This window comes from Deltaproteobacteria bacterium (assembly GCA_009929795.1).
Classification (GTDB): domain Bacteria; phylum Desulfobacterota; class Desulfovibrionia; order Desulfovibrionales; family Desulfomicrobiaceae; genus RZZR01.
The window spans coordinates 1-24,876 of record RZZR01000033.1 but is presented as its reverse complement, the minus strand read 5'-3'; the positions used below and the strand labels follow the sequence as shown (position 1 = coordinate 24,876).

Sequence of the window (24,876 nt, the reverse complement as noted above, 5' to 3'; positions counted from 1 at the left end):
AGTTCCAGGGTGCGCAGTCCCTGACGCGAGAGAAACATGCCCTGGTGGATGAAATCGGCAGAGGGCTCGATGGCCGGGAAGTCGATGCGCTGAACGAATTGTTCCGGAAGAACGGCTCCGTCCGCGGCGGCCAGGCCTTTGGCCACGGTCAGTTCATAGCTCCTGCCAGGTTGGAAGTTCCCGTTTAGGGAGATCTCCCGACCCAGTGCCGAGGCTTTCCAAGCAGTCTTGGGCTCGATGGTTAGGAAGGAGGCCAGGACATCGGTCGTGACCGGGGTGCTGAGCTCGAGTTTGAGGCTCGAGTGGTCCAGTCCGCTTTCGGCCCAGGCCCTGGTCACCCGAAGTCTGGAGTCAAGGACCACGGCCACCGGGTGGCTCCAGACTCGGCCCAGTTCGGCTCCGGACAGGACCGAGGGCATGTCCGGAGCCACGGTCAGGGTCAGTCGCCGGGGTTCGGGGCCCTTGAGGACAGGGCCTGAACGGAAGTTCATCCATTGGCCGGCCCAGGTGCTGGTCACGGCTACCGGGATATCGACCTCTCCGTTGGAGTCCGTCAGTTTCAGACGGGACGCAAGATCCGCCGGGTCCACGGGAGAGGTGAACTCGATTCGTCCGATGACCAGAACCAAGGCCCCGCCCTCGGGGGCGGGCTCCTCGTCGAGTTTGACCCTGGAGATCTCGAAGCGTCCGGTTCGCAGGGTGAAGGATGTGTCTCCGGCCATGACGAGGCCCGGATGAAGAAAATGATCCGGGACGAGTCCGAGATGGAACACGGTGTCGACGGGCAGGGGGTTTACTGCGTCAAAGCGTAGGGCAAAAGGGCTGATCCAGGTCCAGGTTCCGGGGACGGCCGGAGAAAATTCAGCCGGAATTCGATTCGGAATTTGGCCGACATGATCCTCGCCAACCGGTTTGTCAAAGGCCAGAAGGATGTAACGTCGAAGTTCCGGTTCCACAGTCACCCCGACCACGGCGACCTCCTGGGTCGGTGATCGTTCCGGTCCGGCATGGATCATGGCGTTGGGCTTTTCAATGTCCGGTATTGACCTTTCCGGCCTTTGGTGGAAGATCCAAAAGGCCTGGAAGGTGGCCACCAGGGCCAGGATTACGATGAGCAGATTTCTCCCGTCGGCGAACCACGAGAGCGAATTGTTGTCCTGTCCTGCCATGTCCGGAGTCTCCTTGGCCGGAACAAACCGGCGGCACGGGTTGAAGTCCGACGGGAAGGTCCGGCCAGGAAGGCCTCTCCCCGCGAGTCGTGTATTTGGTCAACCCAGGATGCTTGTCAAGCAGGATTGCCCGCGACCATGAATGGATGTTCAATGCTTTTCATTCATCATGAAGGCCAGCACGGGCGTGTGGCCATTTGGACTCGCTCCGGGGTTCTGTTGAGTCTTTCGGAATCGGAGGGGCGTTCAAGTTCTGCGAATGCATCTTAGCAGTTCGACATTGTGGCCGACGCCAGGATGCTTCCTGGCGTCGGCCATCTGTTCCGGGGCCATGTATGGTTGAAGAGGTGACAAATCAGGGTCTCTTGGACCCGGTGGACGAGTCGGCAATGGTGTTCCCGGCCTGATGGTTGCAATCGCCATGGCCTAGGATCCAGGCCGGTGTTTGTTTTACTTGTTACGTATTTCCTGCAGGGCCTCGTTCATCTTGAAGAGCACGATCATCAATTCGCACCATATTCGGGCAAATAGCGCTCCAAAGGCTGCGCCAATCAAACCCATGAAGAATTTTCCAATGGTGAACCCGCCTCCGAATATCGTGGTCAATGCTCCTAATGCGACCCCCAGCAGAATCAGCCAGTAGACAATTGTTATGATTTTAGGCGTCAACATCTTGTCGAAAAACAGAAGGTCTCTCATGCCGGACTCCCTTTGTTGGTTGTTGATAGGAACGCAGATCACATTGGGCTGATTTGAAATCCGCCCGTACAGTCATTGAATCAATCCCCTCGAACCAAGGCTATGATCCGCCCCATACCCCGATAAATTTTGTCTGGCAAGGCGTTCCGGACATATTTTCATCAACGCGAATGATCTCGCCCCAAAGGTAGATTTCACGGGAAAAAATACGTCCGTGTGCCGAGTATGGATTTTGAAAAGCAAAAGGGGGGTGTGGATTGCTCCACACCCCCCTTTGGTGGCCTTTTTTCCCATCTGTTTCAGGCCGTCTTGGCTTTTATGGAACAGATGGGGAAACCGGAAAAAATTGATTATCACTCGTCGAGAGTGTTGATCGCTTGGCGGAGAGGAGAGGATTTGAACCTCCGGAACCTTTTGGGTTCACACACTTTCCAGGCGTGCGCCTTAAACCGGGCTCGGCCACCTCTCCACAAAAACGGAAAGCCAATTCAAATAGACGAAAGCCAATGTGTTGGCAAGCGAAAAATCATCGTTTCCTGTCGTCGGGCTGTTCGTTTCGGACTTTCCGGGCTTTGTTGTTGGGCTTCCGCGGCAAACTGCAGCTGGATGGTCCCGGGCCTCAGCCCCGGATGCCGATGCGCGGGAAAACGACTCGGACCAGGATTAGCCAGACGGCCACCAGGCCAAGCAGGGTCAGCAGGGAGTCCATTTTAACTCTCATTTGTTCAGGCGGTCATGATGTTGTGGCCGGAGTCCACGAATAGGACGCTTCCGGTCACGGCCGTGGACAGGTCTGAGGCCAGGTAGAGGCCGGTGCCGGCTACGTCTTCCTGGGTAACGTTCCGGTGCAGGGGGGCGATCTCTTCGACATGGGAGAGGATGTTCCGGAACCCCGAGATGCCCGTGGCGGCCAGTGTCTTGATGGGACCGGCGCTGATGGCGTTGACCCGGATGCCTCGTGGACCGAGGTCGCAGGCCAGATATCGGACGATGGCCTCCAGGGTGGCCTTGGCCACGCCCATGATGTTGTAGCCGGGAAGTGCCCGCTGGGAGCCGTTGTAGGTCAGGGTCATGATGGAGGCCCTGTCCGTGAGCAGGGGCTCGAAGGCCCGGCAGAGAACCAGAAGGGAGTAGGCCGAGACGTCCAGGGCCAGATGGAAGCCGTCCCTCGATGTGTCGATGGTCCGGCCCTTGAGATCTTCCCGGTTGGCGAAGGCCACGGAATGGACCAGGATGTCGACACGGCCCCAGCGTTCCCGGACCAGGTCCACGGCGGCGTCGATCTCGCTGTCCTTGGTCACGTCGCATGGAAAGATGAAGTCGCTCCCCAACTCCTTGGACAGGGGTTCCATCCGTTTTAGAATGGACTCGCCCGGGTAGTTCATGGCCAGGGACGCGCCCTGCTCCTTGAATGATTTGGCCAGGGCGTAGGCGATACTCTTGTCGTTGGCGACTCCGAAAATCAGGGCTTTTTTGTCTTTCAGCAGCATAATGTTCTCCTGTCGGTTTGTCTCAAAGGCCGGGAAGATCGATGTCTGAACCGGTCAGAAGCCGATAGGCATCCATGTATTTGCCCCGGGTGCCAGCGATGACCTCGGGGGGAAGATCGGGAGGGGAGGACTTCTTGTCCCAGCCGGAGTCGATCAGCCAGTCCCGCAGAAATTGCTTGTCGAAGCTTGGCTGGCTTCGGCCGACCTCGTATAGGCTTCCCGGCCAGAAGCGGGAGGAATCCGGAGTAAGAACCTCGTCGATGAGGATCAGGTTTCTTCCGTCCAGACCGAACTCGAACTTTGTGTCGGCAATGATGATGTCCCGAGAGGCGGCGTATTCCCTGGCCTTTGAGTACATGGCCAGGCTGATTTCCTGGACCTTCTGGACCAGACCCTCGCCGACCTTGGTCCTGGCCTGGGCCAGGGTGATGTTTTCGTCATGATCGCCGAGCCCGGCCTTGGTGGATGGGGTGAAGATGGGTTCGGGCAGGATCTGGGATTCGCGAAGCTCCGCAGGCAGCTTGTGGCCGCAGATCTTGCCGGTTCGCCGATAGTCCTTCCAGCCTGAACCGGTGATGTAGCCCCGGACGATGCACTCGATGGGCAGGGGTGAGGCCTTGCGGACAACCACGGCTCGGCCTTCGAGGAGATCGGCGTGGGGTTTGAGCACGGCTGGAAAGTCCCTGGTTTCCACGGCAAGAAGGTGATTGGGAATCATCTCCTTGAACATATCCATCCAGAACAAGGTGATCCGATTCAGGATGACCCCCTTGAAGGGGATGGGTTGGGGCATGATCACGTCGAAGGCGCTGATGCGATCCGTGGTCACGATCAGCAGGGTCGTGGGGTCGATTTCATAGATGTCCCTGACTTTTCCCCGGGACAGAAGCGGCAGGTCGCGGATGTCGGTCTGCTGCACGGTCTGCATGTCATTCTCCTTTTTGGAAACGGATTTCAACGCTTCTGGCGTGGGCCTCCAGGCCTTCGAGCCGGGCTAGTCGGGCGATTTTATCCCCGTGATTTCGGATGTACCCTGGGCCGGTGGCGATGAGACTGGTCTCTTTGCAGAAGGTCTGGACTGAAAGGGCCGAGGAGAACCTGGCGTTGCGAAGGGTGGGCAAAACATGGTTGGGCCCGGCGAAATAGTCGCCCACCGGTTCCGGGCTGAAGTGCCCCAGAAAGACGGCTCCGGCGTTACGAATCTTGCCGAGCAGGGGCCAGGGGTCGTCGACGACGAGTTCGAAATGCTCCGGGGCGATGGTGTTGACCAGTTCCAGACCGGATTCCAGGTCGGGGACCTTGATCAAGCCGCCCCAGGATTTCAGCGAAGATTTGGCGATGTCTGCACGAGGCAGCAGGCCCAGTTGTCGGGCCAGTTCCTTGGACGCAGCGTCCAGAAGGCCCTGGTCGGGACTGATCAGCAGGCTCGAGGCCAGGGGGTCGTGTTCGGCCTGGGAGAGCATGTCGGCGGCCAGGAAGGACGGATCGGCCGCGGCGTCCGCCAAAATGGCGATCTCGCTCGGCCCGGCGATCATGTCGATGCCGACCCGGCCGACCAGAAACCGTTTGGCCGTGGTGACCCAGATGTTGCCGGGGCCGGCGATGACGTCCACGGCCGGTATGGTTCCGGTGCCGTAGGCCAGGGCGGCCACGGCCCAGGCGCTGCCGACGGCGAAGACGGATTCGAGACCCAGAAGGTGAGCCGTGGCCAGGATATGGTCGTTGACCGAACCGTCCCGGGTGGGAGGGGAACAGACGAATATCCGCCCGACTCCGGCCACCTGGGCCGGAATGGCGTTCATCAGCAGGCTGGACACAAGTGGGGTGGCCCCTCCCTGTCCTCCGGGAACGTAAAGACCGGCCCGATCAACCGGTCTGACGAGCTGGCCGAGGATCGTGCCGTCCGCTCCGGTGGTCATCCACGAATCGCGGACTTGGCGCTGGTGAAAGGCCCTGATGTTTTCAGCCGCCTCGGAGATGATCACGAGGTCCCGCTCCGGGACTCGGCGACAGGCCTCAGCCAAGGCCTGTCTGGGCACCATGAGCTGGTTGATCCGGAAGTCCGGGGCGTCGAATCGCTGTGTGAATTCCACGAGAGCGTCGTCGCCTTGCTCGGCCACTTGACTGATGATGGCCCGGACCCTGGATTCGGTTTCAGGGTCGGGAGCGTGGCGGCTTGAAAGCCAGGAAATCAGATTCGGCCCGGTATCGGGGCCGGGATGGACGAGTCGTCGGCAAGGCATATGGAAGTTCCTGCAGATTTCGAGTTGAGTTTTCAACTGCCGGTTTGAAGGGTCCGAAGATCCCTCAGTCGGCCAGGGCGATCATTTCGATTTCCACCTGGGCTCCTCGGGGAAGAGCCGCCACCTGGCAGCAGACCCGGGCCGGAAAGGGTTCGGAAAAGAAGTCGGCGTAAACCGTGTTCATAACCGTGAACTGTCCGAGATCGGTCATCCAGACCGAGACCTTGACTACCCGATCCAGACCTGATCCGGCTTTTTGCAGAATGGCTGCGGCATTTTTCAGACATTGGGCAGTTTGCCCGGGAACGTCGTCCGCGGCAAATTCCATGGTGGCCGGGTCCAAGGGCAGTTGCCCTGAGACGTAGATCATGCCCCCGGTCTGGATGGCCTGGGAGTAGGGCCCGACAGCCCCAGGGGCCTCTGGAGTTTCGATTTTCACGAAGGAAGGAATACCGATCATGGTGCGCTCCGTGTTTTGGTGCTCATGGGCCATGGGGTTGATCCGCGGCTGAATTCGTGATCAGTTTGGAAAACGGCCGCCGCCCGTTGCCCGATGGGCAGTAGACACGAAATCACGGGCGAGGACAACCTTTTTAGCTGGGGGTTTTTTCATGAGCAAGTACGCTCTGTTCGTATTCAACGGGGATTCGCTGTGCATCGTCCATGTCCTTCTCAACGCCTTGGACATGCACGAGTCCGGAATCGAGGTGACCATCGTCGTGGAAGGGGCAGCGGTCAGGCTGGTGCCCGAACTCGGAAAGACGGAACACCAGTTCCACGGTCTGTTCAACCAGGCCAGAAGCCTGGGGCTGTTCGCCGGAGCCTGCCGGGCCTGTTCGGCCAAGCTCGGCGTCCAAGACGGGGTCAGTGAGCAGGGGCTCGAACTCATCGGGGACATGAAGGGCCATCCGTCCATGCGCTCCTTTCAGGAACGTGGCTATCGGATCATCACCTTCTAGACGCTCGGGAGCAGTTCCGGGGCCTCGTCGGTGACCCCGGCCATGAGCAGTCCGATTCTAGCTACCATGTCGGCGTCGGAAACGGAAAAGGTCTTCAAGATCCTGCCCCGGAACATGACGGCGACACGGTCGGCCAGAGAGAGGACCTCCTTCAGGTCTCCGGAGACCAAAAGAATGCCAGCCGTCTTTCTTTGGCCCAGAAGGGCCCGCCAGACATCCTCGGTGGCCCCGATGTCCAGCCCCTGGGTCGGCTGTTCGGCGATGACGAGTCGGGGGGCCTTGCCGAGTTCGCGGGCCAAGAGAAATTTCTGGAGGTTGCCACCGGACAGCTGGCGGGCAATTGATCTTGAGCCGCTCGGGGTCTTGATGTCGTGGTCGGCGATGGCCTTATCCACGGCCGCGGCCGCCCGGTTCGAGGACATGAAGGGCCCAACCTGGTACTCGTTCAGCCTGGTCAGTAGGAAGTTGGCCGTCAGAGTCATGGTCGGCAGGCTGCCTGTCCGGTCCCTGTCTGCCGGAATATAGGCCGTGGAAGTGAGGTCGGAGGCCGCCCAGGTCTTGTGGCTCCAGCTCCGGCCCTGGTAGACAATCTCCCCCTGGGAAAAGAGGGCCAGACCGGCCAGGGCGGCCGTCAGAGATTCTTGGCCGTTGCCGGCCACCCCTGTCAGGGCCAAGATTTCTCCTTGGCGAACCTCCAGGTCGATGTTTTCGAAGAGAACTTCGCCGAGGGCGGTCCGGGATGCTAGGCCACGGATTTCCAGCACCGGAGGGCCAGGTGAAACGGGTTCCTTGTCGACCTGGAGGACGATTTCCCGGCCGACCATGAGCCGGGCCAGCTCGGCCTTGCCCCCCATTTCATCCGGCAGAAGGTCCCGGGCGACCATTCGGCCGCGCCGCATAATGCTGATTCGGTCGGCAAGGGCCATGACTTCTTCTAGTTTGTGGGAGATGAAGATGATCGACCGGCCCTGAGCTGCCAGATTCCACAAAACCTCGAAGAAGGAGGCCACCTCGGGTGGAGTGAGGATTGAGGTCGGTTCGTCGAAGATGAGCACGCCGGTGTCGCGAAGGAGGAGCTTCAAGATCTCGACCCGCTGGCGTTCGCCCATGGACAGATCCCGAACCCGTTTGCGGGGGTCGATGTTCAGGCCGTGGGCTCGGCTCAGATCAGTTAGTTCGCGAGCGGCCCGGTCCAGGGAGAGCAGGGGGCCCTGGTCCCTGCGTCCGAGGATGACGTTTTCGACCACGGTCAGACGCTCCACGAGCATGAACCGCTGGTGGACCATGCCGATACCCCGGGCAAGGGCGTCGGCCGGGGAGTTGAGGATGGTTCTCTGCCCTCGGATACGGATCTCTCCGGAATCGGCCTTGAGCCGTCCGGAGAGAATGGACATAAGGGTACTTTTTCCGGCTCCGTTCTCGCCGAGCAGGGCGTGGATCTCGCCGGGGTAGAGGGCGAGGTCTATGTCCTGGTTGGCGGCCACCGGCCCAAAGCGCTTGGTGATGCCGATCAGTTCCAGGACCGGGGACGTGGCCTGCGGATCTCGGGTCATGGCTTGAAACTGTCCAGGCCGGATTTTGTCAAGGCTCAGGGGGTTAGTCGTACTTGACCGAGCTGAAGCGCATGAGCCTGGTCAGTTTGTGGTGCGACTCAATGCGCCTGACCGTCCCGGTCTTGCCCCGCATGACCAGGGAGTAGGTGACGGCACCGGTTCCTGTGTAGCGGACTCCGCCGAGGAAAGTTCCGCCGGAGATTCCCGTGGCGGCGAAAAAGACGTTCTCGCTTTTGACCAGGGTTTCCACGGTCAGGATTTCTCCCAAGGCGTAGCCCTTGTCGAGAAGGGCCTGTTTTTCCCGGTCGCTCTGGGGGTCCAGCTTGGCCAGGATCTGGCCACCCATGGCTCGGATGGCGCAGGCCGAAAGAACGCCTTCGGGGGTTCCTCCAGTGCCCATCATGATGTCCACGTTGGTTGCCGGGTCCACGGCCATGAGGGCCCCGGCAACATCGCCGTCACCGTGGAGTTGGATACGGGCCCCGACCATGCGGATTTTTCGGATGAGTTCGGCGTGTCTGGGCTTGTCAAGAACGAAGACCACCAGGTCGTCGACATCTTTGCCCAGAGCCTTGGCTGTTTTCTTGAGGTTCAATTCCACCGGGGCGTCGAGATCTACGACATCCTTGGCCTCGGCCGGAACAACGAGCTTCTTCATGTAATGGCTGGGACCCGGGTCGTACATCATGCTCCCTGGGGCCACGCCGATGACGGCTATGGCGTTGGGCCGACCGAAGGCCAGAAGATTGGTGCCCTCAACGGGATCGACGGCCACGTCGACCTTGGGGCCGTTGCCGTTGCCGACCTTTTCCCCGTTGTAGAGCATGGGGGCATGGTCCTTCTCGCCTTCGCCGATGATGATGGTTCCATCGACGTCCACGGAGTTGAAGGTCACACGCATGGCATCCACGGCGGCCTTATCGCCGGCGTCCTTGTTGCCTTTGCCGAGCCAGCGGGCCGAGGACAGGGCCGCGGCCTCGGTGACCCTGAGCAGGTCCATGGCCAGATTTTTTTGAGGAGTTTCCATGTCGTTTCCTCCATCCCGGCGGATGAGCCGGTCGTGGGTTGGAGATGTGTCAGGACCGGGATCGGTCGTCGAATCGGTTCAGGTACCACGGGGCCGAAAGGGTCAGACCTTCGGCCACCGAGTAGGTCGGTTCATAGCCGAGTAGGGTTCGGGCCTTGCAGATGTCTGCCAGGGAGTGGCGGACATCGCCGGGCCTGAAGTCCCGGTAGACCGGTTCGGCCGAGGCGGCCTCGGGTCGACTGGCAGAGACGAGATTCCGGACCATGTGAAAGAGTTCGTTCAGGGTCGTCCGGGCTCCGAAGGCCACGTTGTAGACCTGATTCACGGCCTCGGGAGTCGAAACCGTGGCAGCCAGAATATTGGCTTGGACGCAGTTGTCAATATAGCAGAAATCACGACTGGTCAGGCCGTCGCCGTTGATGAAGACCTCCCGGCCGAGAAGCAGTCCCGAAAACCAAGCCGGGATCACGGCCGCGTAAGCCCCGTTGGGGTCCTGGCGGCGACCGAAGACATTGAAGTAGCGGAGTCCGATGACGGAAAGGCCGTAGCTAGAGGCGAAGACTCGGGCGTAGAGTTCGTTGACCAGTTTGGTGACCGCGTAGGGCGAGAGCGGATCGCCGATGCGGTCCTCGCGTTTGGGCAGTTCCGGGTGATCGCCGTAGGTCGAGCTTGAGGCGGCATAGACGAAACGGGATGCGCCGCCGTCCCTGGCGGCCACGAGCATGTTCAGGGATCCGGTGACGTTGTTGTCGTTGGTCAGGATGGGATCGGCCACTGAACGGGGCACGGAGCCCAGAGCGGCCTGGTGGAGGACCATGTCCACCCCTCGGCAGGCAAGGGCACAGTCCTTCAGGCTTCGAATGTCGCCTTCGATGAAGGTGAACCTCTGCCAGGCCTCGTGACCGACCGACTCGCGGACCTCGTCCAGATTCGAGGGCTTTCCCGTCGAGAAGTTGTCCAGGCCGACGACCCGCTGGCCAAGTTCGAGGAGGCGTTCCAGAAGGTTCGAACCGATGAACCCGGCTACCCCGGTGATCAGCCAGGTTTTGGGATGATCTCTGAGGGTTTGTTCGGTCCGTTCCAGAGGCTTGGCTGTCATCTGAGCCCGAGCCGTGGGCCGAAGAAGGATTCGATGCGTTCGACCAGGGCTGGGACGGTGAACCCGAAGCGTTCGGCCAGGACCGCACCCGGAGCCGAAGCTCCAAAGTGATCGAGGCCGTGAACGAACCCATCGAGACCGACGTATTTCCACCACAGATCGGAGCGTCCAGCCTCCACCGCGCAGCGCAGACGTATATCAGGTGGGAGGACGGAGTCGCGGTAGGATTGTTCCTGTTCGTCGAAGATCTCCAGACACGGGGCGCTGACCACCCGGATGCCGAATTCCGGCAGGGCCTCGGCAGCGCCCAGGGCGAGGTGAACCTCAGAACCGGCGGCGATGACGATCATACGGGCCGGACCGTTTTCGGGCTCCCTCAATACATAGGCTCCACGCCGGATTCCGGCCTCGAGACCGGGATGCTCGGCCGGGTCGAGTACCGGAAGTCCCTGGCGGGTGAAGACAAGGACCGAAGGGCGGTGGTCCTGATGCAGCGCCAGGTCCATGCACGCGGCAGATTCGGTGGCTTCGGCCGGCCGGAAGACCAGAAGGTCGGGAATGAGTCTCAGGGACGAGACATGCTCCACGGGCTGGTGGGTCGGCCCATCCTCGCCGACCCAGAAGGAGTCGTGGGTGAAGACATGGAGGACCGGGAGTTTCTGGAGGGCCGACATACGGATGGCATTGCGCTCGTAGTCGGAGAAGACTAGGAATGTCGCACCGAAAGGCACGATGCCTCCGTGAAGGGCCAAGCCATTGAGGATGGCCCCCATGGGGAATTCCCGGACACCGAAGCTCAGATTGCGGCCCAGGGGCTCGTCGCTGCAGAAGATCCCGGCCGTGTTCCGAAAGGTTTCGGTTTGGTTCGAGGGATCTAGGTCGGCCGAACCGCCCATGAGGGTCGGGATCTGGCCCATGATTTCGTTCAGGCATCGACCGAAGGCCTTGCGGGTGGCGATCTTATCTCCGTCAGGGAAGGCGGGGAGCTTGATGTCAAGCTTGGACCTCGGGCTGGTAGCCTTGGACCACAGATCGGCAAATGTTTGATCCGAATGCAAACGGTCTGCAAGGTTGTCCTTCCAGGATGCCGCCCTGCGGCGCAGTTCCGGAAACCTGGCTCTGAAGGTCAAGAAGATCTCTTCGGGAATGTGGAAGGTCTTGTCTTCGGGCAGACCGAGACGTTTCTTGGTGGCCCGGATTTCCTCCTCGGACATGGGGCTGCCGTGGGTTTTTTCGCTTCCTTCCATGGTGGCGCTGCCCTTGGCGATGACCGTGCGGCCGATGATCAGGGTCGGCCGTGAGGTTTCGGCCCGGGCCGAATCCAGAGCGGCCCGAATCTGGTGGTGATCGTGACCGTCGATATCCAGGACCTGCCAGCCGAAGCCCTCGAAGACTTGGCGGTAGTCCGTACGGTCAGCCCGACAGGTAGGTCCGGCCAGCTGCACAGCGTTGCTGTCGTAGAAGACGATTAGGCGGCCCAGCCCCCAGTGGCCGAAAAGGGACGCAGCGCCTAGGGCCACGGGTTCCTGCATGTCGCCGTCCGAGGCCAGGACATAGGTGAAGTGGTCGGTGGTTTCGGACCCGAAGCGATGGCGCAGAAACCGTTCGGCCACGGCCATGCCCCCGGCCATGGCCAAGCCCTGCCCCAGAGGGCCGGTGGTGGCCTCGACGCCCGGGCACTCGACCTCGGGGTGGCCCGGGGTCCGGCTGCCGAACTGGCGGAAGGCCTTGAGATCCTCCATGGTCATGAACCCGGCCAGAGTTAGTAGGGAGTACAGGAGCATGGACTCGTGCCCGGCCGAGAGGACGAAGCGGTCCCGGTTCCACCAACGGTCGTCGTCGGGATCGAAGATCAGGTAGTCCTTAAAAAGGATGTAGGCGAAATCGGCCGAGGACATGGCCCCTCCGGGATGGCCTGAATTGGCCTGTCTGGGGCCGTCCATGACGAGGCCCTTGACGATGTTGACGGCCTCCAGATCTTGGCGGGGGTCGAAGTTGGCATCGAAGGTCATGGTGGTACTCGTGGGGGTTGGGGGTTGGAAACGGGACTTCAGCGATCAGAGGGTCGGAACTGTCTGGTCGGGTTCGATGAGGGCCACCCGGCGGGCGTGACGGCCACCCTCAAAGGGCGTGCCCAGAAAGACGTCGAGGATGGATACGGCCAAGTCGACGCCGACGACCCGGTCGCCGAGGCAGAGGACGTTGGAGTCGTTGTGCTGTCTGGCCATCCGGGCCATGTATTCGTTCAGACACAGGGCCGCCCGGATGCCTGGAAAACGGTTGGCAGTCATGGACATGCCCAGACCGGTGCCGCAGATTAGTACGCCTAGACCTTTTCCGGCAAGGACCTCGCGGGCCAGGGCCTTGGCGTATATCGGGTAGTCGCAGCTTTCGCAACCATGGACGCCCACATCCAAAAAAACGAAGCCTCGTCCCTGGACGTGTTCCTTGAGTTTTTCCTTGAGCGGGGCCCCGGCGTGGTCCGAGGCGAAGACTAGGTTTTTGGTGGTCATATCGAACTCCTGTGTCGATCGGTTCGAGTCGTCGAGTGGGGTTTGATCATTCACTCGTTTCGGACCTCGCGCCTTTGGGCCGAGGCCTTGTCCAGTTCCCGTTCGAGGTGGGCGATTTCATCTTTGAGGAAGGAGACCTGCTTGAGTAGGAGACGAAGGTCGGAGGCCACCGTCAGGGATTCGGCGTCCGGCCCGCAGCGCTCGGCCATTGTCCGGCCCAGACTGGAAAACTCCCGGTCGAGACGGGTTTTCAGCCTTTTGATCTCGGCTTCGCGGGCCATTTTGATCACCATCCAGCGCAGTTCTCCACCCACGACCCGGAGTTTGTCGCTGATGCCTGATGTCTGGCGGTCCTTTTCGTTCGCATCCATGATCACCTCCTGACATTGTCTGTCCGGCCCGAGGATCGGGTCCGTGTTCAGTCTTCCGGTCGGCTCCGGTCCCTTCCTTCCAGGACTTGCTCGCCTTCGTCGAGAAGTCGAAGGACCCGGGCATCCTCGGGTAGATCGAGTTCCAAGGCCCTGTCCGGCCAGGGATCGGATCGGATTTCGAATTCCTTGACCCGGATGACGGCTCTTGTCTGGGGGTCGATGAGCAGATCCAATCGATCGGGGATGTCCTTGCCGTCCGAACGGATGAAATCGACCCGCCACCCGTCGCGGCCGATCATGGTCAGGGGAATCCCCTGGACATCAAGGTCCAGGCTGGCCAGACGAGCGTTCTCGGGGAAGAAAAATCGCCAGCATCCGGCTCCGCAATTGGCCACGTCGCCGGGTGTATCCGGAATCAGGGCGTCGACCCGGCCCAGGGACACGGCCAAGAGTTCCCGGACATCGAAGGGCGAGGCGAACCCCAGAAGGTTCATGCCGACCCTGGCGTCGGCATGGTAGTACGCCCTGTTGTCGGTCGGGTAGAAAGCCGTCCATCGCCCGGGTTCGTCGAGCCACATGACCAGGGTCTTGCCGATACCGGCCTCAATGTCGGTCCTGACCGGACCCCGCATCCGGCCCCAAGCCTTGATGACCAGACGGTCCTTCCGATCCTTGGAGGCCGTGTTCATGCTCGCCCGGATCGAGAAGTCTCCGGATTCCAGAGGCGACACGGCCTGTCGGGACCGGGAAAATCCGTCCCAGGCCGTCTTGGGCCCTGGGTCGAGGGCCAGCCGTTTGGGAGCACAGGAGGCGCAGAGCAGGACGAGAAGCGGAAACAGCCAAAGACCGTGGACGCAGAATTCGGCTGGACCGAGTTCCCATGAGTTACGGTTGGGTCGGATCAACTTGAGGTTCCTTTTCCGGATCGCTTTCGGCCTTCAGTTCCCAGACGCGCTCGGTGGCCTGGAGAGCCTTGGGCCTGTCACCGATTCGCTCGGCGATTTCGGCGTAGTGTTCCCAGATGACCGGGTCGTCCTCGACCTGTTCCACGGCCCTCTGAATCTCGATCCAGGCCTGGTCAAGATTGCCCATGCGGTAGTAGACCCAGGCCAGGGAATCTATGTAGTAGCCGTTGGTGGGCTCGATCTTGACGGCCCCCTGGATGAGGATCAATGCCCGGTCGAGATCTTGCCCGGCATCGGCCAGAGTGTAGCCGAGATAGTTCAGAGCGTCGGCATGGTTGGAATCCAGACGGATGATACGCTCCATGTATTCGAGGGCCAGAACCTTGTTGCCGGCCCTGTCCTGCATACTGCCGAGGGCAAAGAGGATGTCCGTGTCCTCGGGCCATTGTTTCTCGCCCGAGGCCAGGACGGCCAAGGCTTCGTCCAGACGTCCCATCCGCTCGAGAATGGTGGAGGATTGGAGAACGAAATGTGAGTCATCAGGATAGGTTTCCATCGATTTCCAGGACAGACCGAGGGCTTCTTCCCGTCGATTGTTGCCAAAGAGGAGCTGGATGCGGAAGGAATCGGCCTGTCGGGCCCTGGGACTGTCGGCAGGGAGGCGTTCCAGGTATTCGATGGCCCGGTCGGCGTCCCCGTATCCCTCCCAGGCCCAAAGGGCCAGGTAGAGGGCGATGTCCGCCGGGGGCTCGTCTCGGGCGGCCAGTTCGGCCAGGATGTCGCCGGCCTGCTCGAAGAATTCTTGCTGCATGAATTCGTGGGCCGCCTGGAGTCTGAACTGACCGTCGTCGTCAATGTCGACCAGTTCAAGGGCCTTGTCCGGATTGTTCAGGCGCAGGTTGAGGGCGATGAGCCGGATCAGGATGTCACGGCCGCCCTGACCCTGGGCCAGAATCTGGTCGTAGATGGTCTCGGCACGGACATAGTCCTTCTGGGTTTCGAAGAGATAGGCCATCTCGACCCAGGCCTGAAGAAATTCCGGATCTTCCTGAACGGCCAGCTCCAGATAGGCCACGGCCTGCTTTTTGAGCCCGAGGGCCGAGGCGGCCTTGCCGAGGAGAAAGTTGGCCTGGGCGTCGCGCTGTTCGAAGGGGATGGACTCCAGGGCATCCATGGCTTGGGCGAATCGGCGGATTTCGATCTGGACCGCGGCCAGCTCAAGGACGACAGCAACGTCTCCGGGGGCGATCCGCAGGCAGTCCTCCAGGGTGGTCACGGCGTCATCCAGGCGGCCGACAACGATGTAGGACTGGGCCAGCAGTAGATAGAAATCCCTGTCATGGGGATAGATGCCCATGGCTTTCTTGAGGATATCGCGGGCAGCGTCGATATTTCTGGCTCTCCAATGGAGGTTGGCCAGTTCCTTGTATAGCCCGGGCGATGGGGCGATGGCCAGGGCCCTTTCCAAAGCCGAGGTGGCCTGTATGTAGTCCCGGGCCTTCTGACGGTCGAGAAATTTGAGGTACTGGAAGGTCTGCTCCGCCCTGGGAGAGAGGTCCCAGTCGACTGCCGTCGCAGGGCTCGGCGTCCTTTGGCGGGCGGCACACCCCATGGGACCGCCGAGCAGGACAAAGACGATCAGAAGTGTCAGGGTCGACGTGGTTCCAACGACGAATGCAATTGAAAGGAAGGGATGTTTCATGCGCTCAGGCCGGTGATCCGGCGGTTTGGCGGTTCAGTTCGAGAAGCCTGGCGTACAGGCGGCGACCGATGTTCAGACCGATTTCGATGTATTCGGGCCCGTAGATCCGTCCGGTTCGGGTTCGGAAGGTTTCGGCCACGGACTCGATGAACCGGAGACCCTTGGGCATCCGCTCGAGGATCTGGGCCAGGGACCACTCCTCGTAGTCGCAAATTTCCCACAGTGTGGTGGAGAAATTGTCGGGACCCCAGCGGAACTTGTCAGCGTCGTAGAGAGCCCCTGCGAGCAGCGAGCATGTCTCGTCACGGGTTTCGGTCATGGGCTGGAAGGCCTCGTGATTTTCGATGGCGAAGACGATGGCCTCAAGTTCGCCCAAGTTCAGAGGGTAGCCGGATAGTATCCGTCGGGTCAACGAGGCCCCGCGCAGTGCATGGTCGGGCTCGAACCGGCAGATGTCGTGGCAGAGGGCGGCCAGTTGGGCCAGGAGGGCCAGACGTCTGGCGATCTTTAGATCCCAACCCTGGGTTTCGACCATAATCAGGGCCCCGGCGTCGATGGCCACTTTTCTGGCGTGGCGAACGCCGTGCCCGTACTTGTCATTCAGGAAGGGGCAGACGTCCTCCCGGCAGCGGAGGACCAAAGGATGGTTTGAGAACAGTTCCCGGGAGTACCTGATCTCCGGGGCGAACTGAGCGGTGAGGGCCGTGGTCTGGGCCTTGCTTAAAACCCTGGCCTCTTTTTTCAGTCGGTCGAGGAGTTCATTCATCGCTGATCCATTCGTCTGAGAAGTCGTCGATTTTGGATGAAAGATGGTGCTTGAGTTTTTCCAGGAGCCGGGCCTCGATCTGTCTGACCCGCTCCCTGGTTATGCCGTATTTCTCTCCGATTTCCCGGAGGGTGACCGGTTCTTCGGCCAGGAGGCGCTGGTCGAGGATGTCCAGTTCCTTCTCGTTCAATTTAGGCCGGAATGATTCCACCCCGTCGAGCAGCAGGGTTGACATCTGTTCTGCGGCGAGGGTGTCCTCCACCGCCGGGGTCAGGGCCGGAATGACGTCCAGGGGCGTCAAGGAGGTGTCGTCGCTCAAGGCCGAGTCCAGGGACATATCGTTGTTGGCCATGCGTTGGCCCATCTGGATGACGTCGTCCTCTGAGACGTACAGGCTCTCGGAGATGGATGCGGCGTCGGGGGCAAATCCCTGGGACTCGAGGCGATGCTTTTCCTTGCCGAGGTTGAAGAACAGCTTGCGCTGGGCCTGAGTGGTCCCGAGTTTGACCATCCGCCAGTTATCCATGATGAACTTGATGATGTAAGCCTTGATCCAGAAGGATGCGTAGTATGAGAACTTGATCCCCCGGTCCGGATCGAACTTCTGTACGGCCCGGAGCAGTCCGACGTTGCCTTCCTGGATGAGGTCCAAAACATTCTTCATCCATCGGCGCTGAAAGTCCATGGCGATTTTGACGACCAGCCTGAGGTGGGAGGACACGAGGCGAAAGGCCGCTTCCCGATCGTCCTGGTCCCTGAATTGCCTGGCTAGGCGCAATTCCTCTTCGGGGTCCAGAGGGGGGAAGCGCCTGATCTCCCGCAAATATTGCTGGAGAGGGTCCAGAGGCGCCGGCCTGTGGGCCGAAGGATCGGGACCGGGCAGGGCCAAGAGGCCGGGCGGGGCGGGGAGCCCCTTGCCGGGCGGTTTTCCGGGCAGGGGCAGAGGTGCTTGGGTCGGTGTGTTCTTTTGATCGGACATCGTGTGTTGGGAGGTGCGGGAAGGCCGTTTCAGGACGGACTCACTTTTTGACCCTAGAGTTTTTATTTGTTCTTTTCAATCTTTTTCAGTAAGCGTTTCTCTCCGCCGCAAGGCCCGAAAGTTTAGGGAGGTCGCAAGAATTGCAGGATATTCGATCGCTTCTGACATCCAACGAGCTCATCGTTTTCGACGGAGGTCTTGGGACCATGCTCCAGGGCCGGGGCATGAGGCCGGGGGAGTCGCCCGAGCTTTTCGGGGCCCGCGCTCCCGAGGCCGTGGTCGCTGTGCACGAGGAATACGTCCGTGCTGGGGCCATGGTCGTGACCACCAATACCTTCGGCGGGAGCGGGTTCAAACTGCCCGAGGGCACGGACGTGGCCGGATTGAACCGCGAAATGGCCAGAGCGGCCCGGGTTGCCGCCAAAGACAGGGCCCTGGTGGCCGGCAGCGTCGGTCCGACCGGAAGGATGATCGAACCCCTGGGCTCGATGCTTTTCGATGAGGCCGTCGCGGCCTTTGAGGAGCAAATTCGCGGTCTGGCCGCAGGCGGGGTCGACCTGATCCTGGCCGAGACCCAGTACGATCTGGCCGAGGCCCGGGCCGTGCTTGTGGCCGCCCGACGTGCCTGCGATCTTCCTGTCGGGGTGTCCATGACCTTTGAACAGGGAGCCAGCCTGACCGGAACGCCGCCCGAGACCTTCGCCGATACTGTGGCCAACATGGGTGTCGACCTTGTGGCCGTCAATTGCAGTTCCGGTCCGGAGGATATGCTGGCTGTGGTTCGGGCCATGGTCGGAAGAACCGAAATTCCCATCCTGGCCCAGCCCAATGCGGGACTTCCCGTTTTGGAGAACGGGGAAACCGTCTTTCGCATGGGGCCGAATTCCTTTGCCAAGCGGATGCTTCCTTTTGTAGAGGCCGGGGCCAAGGCCCTCGGAGGGTGCTGCGGAACGACCCCCGAACACATCCGGGCCCTGGCGAAGGTTTTGGCCGGTTCGACTTGGCGACGCCCTCGGACGGATCTGGCCCCAGGCATCGTTTTGACCTCCCGGTTCACCTCCGTGGCCTGCCGGATCGGCCGACCCATGCGGATCATCGGGGAGCGGATCAACCCCACGGGCAAAAAGGCCCTGACAGCCGAACTCCAAGAGGGAAAGTTGCGGGCGGCTCTGGACCTGGCCAGGGAGCAGGAGGAGACAGGGGCCCACATCCTCGATGTGAACGTCGGAGCTCCGATGGTTGACGAAAAGGATTGCCTGCCCAGGCTGGTCAAGGCCCTGGTCTCGAGGGTTCGAACTCCGCTGTGCCTGGATTCGAGCGATGCCGAGGCCGTCGCCTTGGGTCTGTCAGCCTATCCCGGATCGGCCCTGGTCAACTCCATAAGCGGGGAAAAAGGCCGCATGGAGCGACTGGGCCCCCTGTGCCGGGATATGGGAGCGCCTTTTATCCTCCTGCCCCTTCGTGGCGGGAAACTGCCGGTGACGGCTGCAGAACGGCTGACAATCGTCGAGGAACTCCTGGCCGAAGCCGAGGCCCTGGGCATTCCCAGGCGGCTGATCATGGTCGACGCATTGGCCCTGACCGTGTCGTCCAAGGCCGAGGCGGCCCTGGCCTGTCTGGAGGTCATCCGTCACTGCCGAAAGCGATGGGGTCTGCCCACGGTTCTGGGCCTGTCAAATATCTCCTTCGGCCTTCCAGCTCGTGAACTGGTCAACTCGGCCTTCTTGGCTCTGGCCATGGAGGCCGGGCTGGCCGCGTGCATCGCCAACCCCAATTCCTCCCGGCTCATGGAGACGGCTGCGGCCGTGGAAGTTCTTCTGAACCGCGACCCTCAGGCGACAACCTTCATTGGCGGGTACGCCGATTGGCGGCCGACCGGAGGCGGGGCTCGGATCGTGTCCAAGCGGGAAGGGGCATCCATGGAAGGGTTCACTCCCTTGCAGGCCATGGTCGTCCGGGGAGAGAAGGATTCTCTGACGGCTGCGATTTCCGAGCGGATCGAAACCGGAGATAGTCCTTTGGCCATCGTCAACGATGAGCTTATTCCGGCTATCACTGCCGTGGGTGGGATGTACGAGAGGCGGGAGTATTTTCTGCCCCAACTGCTTCTTTCGGCCGAGGCCATGCAGGCGGGATTTGAGCGTTTACGGCCTTTGCTGGAGCGGGACGGACGGCCCCGGGGCCGAGTCGTGGTCATGGCCACCGTGGAGGGCGACATCCACGACATCGGCAAGAACATCGTCTGTCTCATGCTCCGCAACCATGGATTCCGGATACTGGATTTGGGCAAGGACGTCTCGGCCCGGGTGATCGTCGATACTGCCGAGCGTGAGGGGGCCGCGATCATCGGCCTTTCGGCGCTGATGACCTCGACAATGGTCCGCATGGAGGAAACCGTGGCCTTGATCCGCGAACGGGGTCTGAAATGTCGGGTCATGATCGGAGGAGCGGTGGTCACTGAAGCCTACGCCAGGCGGATCGGCGCTGACGGCTACGCCCGGGACGCGGTAGAGGCCGTTCGGGTGGCCAAACGTTTGAGTGAGTCCTGATTGTTTCGAAACCTTTCACGTTCAGGGGTACATGACATGAATTCCGTTCGGGTGGCCTTGGCCGCTGCTCTTGTTATTCTGCTGGCCTGTTCCCAAGCCTGGGCCTCTTCCTTCACGGCCATGCAGCCCGATACCCTGGACAAGGTTTTGGCCGAATCCAAGGGCAAGGTGGTCCTGGTCAACTTCTGGGCTACCTGGTGCCAGCCTTGCCGGATCGAGATTCCGGAACTGATTCGACTTCGTCAGGAGCACTCCGAGGCCGACCTTGAAGTCATCGGCATCTCCTTGGACAACAATCCCGGGGTGGTCGATTCTTTCCTGAAGAAAAATCCCATCAACTACAGGTTGTTCTGGGCCCCGCCGACCCTGCAGCGGGCCTTCGCCGTCCAGGCTGTGCCGACCATTTTCTTCTACAACCGCGAAGGCCAGCGGGTTTGGACCCAGAAGGGACTCATGCGGTCCGAACAGCTCAAAGACATGGTCAAAACCCTTCTGGCCCAATGACGTCCATGCGGACCCGTCCCTTTATTCTGCGCAAGGCCCGGATGGGCGACATCCGGCAGATTCACGCCCTGCTCATGGAGGCCTCGGCCAAGGGCGAACTTCTGCCGCGTTCCTTCAGCCAGTTATACAGCCATCTGCGGGATTTTTTCGTCATCGTCGGCGTGGAAGGTGGCGAGATAGGTGGATGTTGCGCTCTGTCCATCACCTGGGAGGGTTTGGCCGAAGTTCGCTCCCTTATCGTTGCCGACCGGTTGCGGCGTCAGGGCTGGGGCCGCCGGCTGGTGGAGGCGTGTCTGAGCGAGGCATTGACTCTGGGCGTGTTCAAGGTTTTCACCTTGACCTATCAGGTCGATTTCTTCGCCGGCCTGGGATTCGAGATCACGGACAAGAACGAGCTGCCCCAGAAGGTCTGGGCCGAGTGCCTGAATTGTCCGAAATTCCCCGATTGTGACGAAACAGCCATGCTGATGGTCATGTGAGCCTACCCGTGAAGAATCAAGATTATGACAAAGACAGGCTCGAAGTGGTCTTTTCGCCCGAGACCATTCAGTCCAGGATCCGTGAACTGGGCAGGGAGATCAACGAATTCTACCGGGGCAGGCCTCTGGTGGCGGTCTGTGTTCTCAAGGGGGCCTTCATCTTTTTCGCCGACCTGGTCCGGGAACTGGATCTGGACGTGACCATCGACTTTGTTCGTCTGTCGAGCTACGCTGATCGAACCGCCAGACAGGACCGGATATTGTTTTCCAAGGACATGGAGACGTCGGTGGTCGGGCGAGACGTCCTCGTGATCGAAGATATCGTCGATACGGGTCACTCCATGGCCTTTTTGGTCAAGGTCCTGAATGCCAGGGGGCCCAATAGCGTCCGCATCGCGGCCCTGGTGGACAAATACGAGCGCCGGGAGGCCGAGGTTCGGGTGGATTTCTCTGGTTTCAAGCTTCGCGAGGGCTTCATCGTCGGGTATGGGCTTGATTATGCCGAGAAATATCGGCATAAGCCCGGCATTTACGAGCTCACTCCAGGTCAGGGGGAAACGTCATGATCGTCCAATGTCCCAATTGCCGGACCAAGTACCGCTTCGACGAGTCGAATATCAAATCCGGGAGCATCACCATGCGATGCTCAAAGTGCAGCCATTTGTTTCGGCATCCCCCTGAAGAGGAGCCGGAATTGTCGGAGATGCCCGTCTTCGACGAGGGTGGCGCCGAACCCGACAACCAGTGGGAAGATAGTCAGGAGGTCGGTGCATCAAAGAAGGGTGAGTCTGCCGGGGCCTCGGCAGGAGACGAAAAGACCGATTTTCGCATCGACTTTGATGCGCCACCCGTCAAGGGAGGCAGCCGGGTTCTTGTGGCCACCTTGGCCCTGGTTCTCATCTTGTCGGTTTTTTTGGCGTTGTGGATGTATTATCCGCTGCTCAAGCCGCATTTTCCGTCCTGGATGGGCGGGGATGATACGGTTAGCCAGGTGGAGCAGGCCGTCGATCCAGCCATGGCCGCGGCTCAGGTCAGGGACATCTCCCTGGAGAACGTCCGGCAGTACACTGTTAACAACGAGAAAATCGGCCGCCTGTTCGTCATCGAGGGAAAGGCCGTGAACCGGTTTCCAACGACCAAGGAACTGATCAAGGTCCGGGCCGATCTTCTGGATTCCGGGGGCAACCGGGTGGTGACCAGGGAGTTCTATTGCGGGAACACGGTGTCGCTGTTTCAGCTTCAGGTCTATAACGCCGAGGAACTGGAGGCGGCCTTGAGCGCCAAGGTTGGCATTCTGACCAACAATACCAATGTCGCCCCGGGGGGTGACACCCCATTCATGGTCGTGGTGCCCAACCCTCCGGATACGGTCAAGGAGTTCGAGGTCACGGTGGTCGAGGCCAAGGATCCACCCCCCTCCAGTTAGGGCCCGGACCCCGAAATCCCTGACGTCCGGCATCGGGCCAGGGCCTGTCTGGCCTTGTCTACGAAGGCCCGGACCTTTTTCTTGTCCTTGAATCCCCTTTCATCCTCGAGCCCGGTGTGGGCGTCGACCCCCTGAGGGCTGATCGTCTCCACGGCCAGAAGTATATTGTCCGGATTCAGTCCCCCGGCCAGAATGACAGGTCTGGGGGAGATCTCGACGATCCGTCGGCTGACATCCCAGTCATGGGTTTTGCCCGTGGCTCCGCTGGCCCCGGTGGCAGGGTCGTAGGTGTCGGTGATGAACCAGTCCACAAGGGGGGCCAGAGCGGCGATTTCCCGGTCCATGTTCGCAGTCCGTGGGCCGATGATCAGACTCTTGATGACGGTCAAGGTGCCAGCAGTCCGGCTGGGGATCAGTTTTTCCAGCTCCAGGACAGGAACGGGCCCGTGGAGCTGAACCCAGTCGGCATCAGTGTCATGGACCAGGGACAGGATATCGACGGCCCGATCCAGATAGGTGATGACGACCGGAGTCGTGAATGAGGGAAGATCTTGAACAATGGCCCGGACATCTTTGAGAGGGAGATCCTCGGCATGGACGTCCAAGCATAAAGGAAAGCCCACATGGGTGGCCCCGGCCTCGGCCACCATGCGGGCCTCTTCCGGAGTACGAATCCCGGCCACCTGGATGACGGGTCTCGGACTTCGGCCGATCACGGGTTCAGTTGACCTTTTTCAGGTGATTGATGGCCGCTCGGGCGGCCTTGGCCCCTTCGCCCACGGCCACACTGATCTGGAGGAAGCGGCCCACGCAGTCGCCGGCGGCGAACACACCGGGGATATTTGTCTTTTGGTCGCAGTCGGCATCTATGAATACTCCCCGGCGCTCCAGGCCCAGGGTGTAGGCGAAGTCGTTGGACGAGGCCTCGCCCATGGCGATGAACAGTCCCTCGGCTTCAAGTCTTTGCCCAGATTCCAGAACCATGGACTGGAGTGTTCCCTGGCCTTCAAGGGTGACGATCTTGTCTTCCAGAACGGGGATACCCATTTTGTCGAGACGGTCCCTGAACTCCTGGGTCATGGTCGGGGCCTTGCCCTGGGTGCAGACGGTCACATGGGGGGTGTACTGGAGGAGTTCCAGGGCCTGGTTGGCGGCGAACACTCCCTCGCCGGCGACCACGACCCGGGCGCCTTTGAAGAAGAACCCGTCGCAGCTGACGCAATAGGACACGCCCTTGCCCTCATAGTCTCCGAGATTGGAGATTCCGGGCCGGATTCGAGATACGCCCGTGGCCAGGATGACGGCATCGGCCTCGACCTCGCCCTTTTCGGTCCGGACATGGAAGCCGCTGTTCTGGCCGTGGTGAATGCCGAGGACCCGGTCGCAACGGATATCGACCCCGAACCGCCGGGCCTGGGCAATGCCTCGGTCGATCAGTTCGCGGCCTGAAATGGTTTCCGAGAATCCGAAATAGTTGTCTATCTCGTAGTCTCCGGCCACCTTGGGCGGGCAGCCGAGGATGAGGGTGTCGTAGCCGGCCCGTCCGGTGTAGATGGCTGCGGAAAGGCCAGCCGGGCCCTGGCCGACGATCAGAACCTGGGTTTTGTCAGGCATTGTGTCCTCCTCGATGACATTGGTTGGGCGCCCGGAAGGAGCGCGATCCGCACGAATTGACTGATAACCACGGACGTCCGGTCGGCAAGATCCGAACGGACAGGCGGAGCATAGAGCCTTGAAGGAACTTCTGGCAAACGATATCCGGCGGTCGCCCTACAGGACCATCGTCAGGCTGGCCTGGCCCCAGGTCCTGATGACTTTTTTCCATTTCCTGATCGGCTTCGTTGATGTCTGGGCGGCCGGTCGCCTGGGCCGGGACGTCCAGGCCTGCATCGGGCTGACCACCCAGGCCATGTTCTTTTTCCTGGTGGTGGCCATAGCCTTTGCCAACGGCAGCGTGGCGGCTATCAGCCAATCAATGGGCGCCGGCCTGTTTCGCCGCATCCAACGCTACGTCGGTCTGGGCCTTCAATCCGGGCTGGCCATGGGCATCATGCTTCTGGTCATCGGTTTGGCCGTGAAATCGGCCTTGCCGGGCATCATGAGGATGCCGGAGGATATCGCTCCCATTGCCGCGGATATCTTTGAAATCTACGTCTACCTGCTGCCCTCGTATTATCTTTTCATCATCAGCAACGCCATCTTTCGGGCCCAGCAGCGGGTCATGTATCCGCTGTACGCCATCATGCTGGTCACGGCTGCCAACACCTTCGGCGACCTGGCCTTCGGCCTCGGATATTGGGGTTTTCCTGCCTACGGGTACAAGGGTCTGGCCTGGGCCACATTTCTGTCCATCAATTGCGGGACGATCTTCAATCTCGTGGTTCTGATCTGGCTGCGCCTGCTGGCCAGATACAGCTTCGCGCCATGGAGGTGGGTCAAACGG

Annotated in this window: 25 protein-coding genes and 1 tRNA gene; 7 read left to right on the top strand and 19 right to left on the bottom strand. The window is 60.8% G+C overall.

The features are described 5' to 3' along the window. The 7 genes from EOM25_05655 to EOM25_05625 form a co-directional block, all read right to left on the bottom strand. On the bottom strand, nucleotides 1-1,169 hold a 1,169-nt coding region (locus EOM25_05655; protein ID NCC24676.1), incomplete at its 3' end, for a hypothetical protein. 450 nt (nucleotides 1,170-1,619) lie between these two features. Next, nucleotides 1,620-1,868: a DUF4282 domain-containing protein gene (locus tag EOM25_05650; GenBank protein ID NCC24675.1), complete on the bottom strand. Its 249-nt coding sequence runs from the start codon at nucleotides 1,866-1,868 to the stop codon at nucleotides 1,620-1,622. 378 nt (nucleotides 1,869-2,246) lie between these two features. Beyond that, nucleotides 2,247-2,337: transfer RNA gene (locus tag EOM25_05645), tRNA-Ser, on the bottom strand. A gap of 256 nt (nucleotides 2,338-2,593) precedes the next feature. Beyond that, on the bottom strand, nucleotides 2,594-3,358 hold the full coding sequence (locus EOM25_05640) for an enoyl-ACP reductase (protein NCC24674.1): 765 nt from the start codon (nucleotides 3,356-3,358) through the stop codon (nucleotides 2,594-2,596). A gap of 22 nt (nucleotides 3,359-3,380) precedes the next feature. Beyond that, the gene (locus tag EOM25_05635; GenBank protein ID NCC24673.1) at nucleotides 3,381-4,286 is read right to left on the bottom strand and encodes a phosphoribosylaminoimidazolesuccinocarboxamide synthase; all 906 of its coding nucleotides are present in this window, start codon (nucleotides 4,284-4,286) and stop codon (nucleotides 3,381-3,383) included. A 1-nt stretch (nucleotide 4,287) separates the two neighbouring features. Next, nucleotides 4,288-5,601 (bottom strand): histidinol dehydrogenase, encoded by a 1,314-nt coding sequence (gene hisD / locus EOM25_05630; GenBank protein ID NCC24672.1) that lies wholly within the window; start codon nucleotides 5,599-5,601, stop codon nucleotides 4,288-4,290. 64 nt (nucleotides 5,602-5,665) lie between these two features. Then, nucleotides 5,666-6,061 (bottom strand): RidA family protein, encoded by a 396-nt coding sequence (locus EOM25_05625; protein NCC24671.1) that lies wholly within the window; start codon nucleotides 6,059-6,061, stop codon nucleotides 5,666-5,668. Between the two features lie 151 nt (nucleotides 6,062-6,212). Between EOM25_05625 and EOM25_05620 the strand changes: the two genes are divergently transcribed. Further along, nucleotides 6,213-6,560, top strand: coding sequence for a cytoplasmic protein (locus EOM25_05620; protein ID NCC24670.1), 348 nt, complete (start codon nucleotides 6,213-6,215; stop codon nucleotides 6,558-6,560). On the opposite strand, the gene EOM25_05615 is transcribed toward EOM25_05620, so the two are convergent. Genes EOM25_05615 through EOM25_05570 form a run of 10 tightly spaced genes read right to left on the bottom strand, consistent with a single transcriptional unit; the run spans nucleotide 6,557 to nucleotide 17,475 of the window. Further along, complete coding sequence (locus EOM25_05615; GenBank protein ID NCC24669.1) at nucleotides 6,557-8,113, bottom strand: ABC transporter ATP-binding protein; 1,557 nt, start codon at nucleotides 8,111-8,113, stop codon at nucleotides 6,557-6,559. The two genes, EOM25_05620 and EOM25_05615, sit on opposite strands and share 4 nt — an antisense overlap. A 43-nt stretch (nucleotides 8,114-8,156) precedes the next feature. Next, nucleotides 8,157-9,140: a class II fructose-bisphosphatase gene (gene glpX, locus EOM25_05610; GenBank protein NCC24668.1), complete on the bottom strand. Its 984-nt coding sequence runs from the start codon at nucleotides 9,138-9,140 to the stop codon at nucleotides 8,157-8,159. A gap of 49 nt (nucleotides 9,141-9,189) precedes the next feature. Next, nucleotides 9,190-10,239 carry a Vi polysaccharide biosynthesis UDP-N-acetylglucosaminuronic acid C-4 epimerase TviC gene (gene tviC, locus EOM25_05605; GenBank protein ID NCC24667.1) on the bottom strand — a complete coding sequence of 350 codons (1,050 nt, stop codon included), beginning with the start codon at nucleotides 10,237-10,239 and terminating at the stop codon, nucleotides 9,190-9,192. Next, complete coding sequence (gene tkt / locus EOM25_05600; GenBank protein NCC24666.1) at nucleotides 10,236-12,251, bottom strand: transketolase; 2,016 nt, start codon at nucleotides 12,249-12,251, stop codon at nucleotides 10,236-10,238. Before tkt ends, tviC begins: the two co-directional genes overlap by 4 nt. A 45-nt stretch (nucleotides 12,252-12,296) precedes the next feature. Then, nucleotides 12,297-12,752 carry a ribose 5-phosphate isomerase B gene (gene rpiB / locus EOM25_05595; GenBank protein ID NCC24665.1) on the bottom strand — a complete coding sequence of 152 codons (456 nt, stop codon included), beginning with the start codon at nucleotides 12,750-12,752 and terminating at the stop codon, nucleotides 12,297-12,299. 50 nt (nucleotides 12,753-12,802) lie between these two features. Continuing rightward, complete coding sequence (locus tag EOM25_05590; GenBank protein ID NCC24664.1) at nucleotides 12,803-13,123, bottom strand: hypothetical protein; 321 nt, start codon at nucleotides 13,121-13,123, stop codon at nucleotides 12,803-12,805. 47 nt (nucleotides 13,124-13,170) lie between these two features. Then, nucleotides 13,171-14,028 (bottom strand): hypothetical protein, encoded by an 858-nt coding sequence (locus EOM25_05585; protein ID NCC24663.1) that lies wholly within the window; start codon nucleotides 14,026-14,028, stop codon nucleotides 13,171-13,173. Next, the gene (locus EOM25_05580; GenBank protein NCC24662.1) at nucleotides 14,009-15,730 is read right to left on the bottom strand and encodes a tetratricopeptide repeat protein; all 1,722 of its coding nucleotides are present in this window, start codon (nucleotides 15,728-15,730) and stop codon (nucleotides 14,009-14,011) included. The genes EOM25_05585 and EOM25_05580 overlap by 20 nt, the downstream gene beginning before the upstream one ends. A gap of 4 nt (nucleotides 15,731-15,734) precedes the next feature. After that, nucleotides 15,735-16,496: an HD domain-containing protein gene (locus tag EOM25_05575; GenBank protein NCC24661.1), complete on the bottom strand. Its 762-nt coding sequence runs from the start codon at nucleotides 16,494-16,496 to the stop codon at nucleotides 15,735-15,737. Next, nucleotides 16,489-17,475 (bottom strand): sigma-70 family RNA polymerase sigma factor, encoded by a 987-nt coding sequence (locus EOM25_05570; GenBank protein ID NCC24660.1) that lies wholly within the window; start codon nucleotides 17,473-17,475, stop codon nucleotides 16,489-16,491. The genes EOM25_05575 and EOM25_05570 overlap by 8 nt, the downstream gene beginning before the upstream one ends. 140 nt (nucleotides 17,476-17,615) lie before the next feature. Between EOM25_05570 and EOM25_05565 the strand changes: the two genes are divergently transcribed. From EOM25_05565 to EOM25_05545, 5 genes are read left to right on the top strand one after another with little or no spacing between them, the layout of a single operon-like run. Then, nucleotides 17,616-20,024 carry a methionine synthase gene (locus EOM25_05565; protein NCC24659.1) on the top strand — a complete coding sequence of 803 codons (2,409 nt, stop codon included), beginning with the start codon at nucleotides 17,616-17,618 and terminating at the stop codon, nucleotides 20,022-20,024. A 36-nt stretch (nucleotides 20,025-20,060) separates the two neighbouring features. Further along, entirely contained in the window at nucleotides 20,061-20,528 is a 468-nt protein-coding gene (locus EOM25_05560) for a TlpA family protein disulfide reductase (protein NCC24658.1), read from the top strand. A 5-nt stretch (nucleotides 20,529-20,533) separates the two neighbouring features. Beyond that, nucleotides 20,534-21,007: an N-acetyltransferase gene (locus tag EOM25_05555; protein ID NCC24657.1), complete on the top strand. Its 474-nt coding sequence runs from the start codon at nucleotides 20,534-20,536 to the stop codon at nucleotides 21,005-21,007. Between the two features lie 8 nt (nucleotides 21,008-21,015). Next, entirely contained in the window at nucleotides 21,016-21,573 is a 558-nt protein-coding gene (gene hpt / locus EOM25_05550) for a hypoxanthine phosphoribosyltransferase (protein ID NCC24656.1), read from the top strand. Beyond that, nucleotides 21,570-22,433: a DUF3426 domain-containing protein gene (locus EOM25_05545; protein ID NCC24655.1), complete on the top strand. Its 864-nt coding sequence runs from the start codon at nucleotides 21,570-21,572 to the stop codon at nucleotides 22,431-22,433. Before hpt ends, EOM25_05545 begins: the two co-directional genes overlap by 4 nt. On the opposite strand, the gene EOM25_05540 is transcribed toward EOM25_05545, so the two are convergent. Then, entirely contained in the window at nucleotides 22,430-23,149 is a 720-nt protein-coding gene (locus EOM25_05540; protein NCC24654.1) for a phosphoribosylanthranilate isomerase, read from the bottom strand. The genes EOM25_05545 and EOM25_05540 overlap by 4 nt on opposite strands. Nucleotides 23,150-23,153: 4 nt before the next feature. Next, on the bottom strand, nucleotides 23,154-24,047 hold the full coding sequence (locus tag EOM25_05535; protein NCC24653.1) for an NAD(P)/FAD-dependent oxidoreductase: 894 nt from the start codon (nucleotides 24,045-24,047) through the stop codon (nucleotides 23,154-23,156). 196 nt (nucleotides 24,048-24,243) lie between these two features. Here EOM25_05535 and EOM25_05530 point away from each other — a divergent pair. Then, nucleotides 24,244-24,876 (top strand): MATE family efflux transporter (locus EOM25_05530; protein ID NCC24652.1); only part of this gene is annotated, 633 nt, incomplete at its 3' end.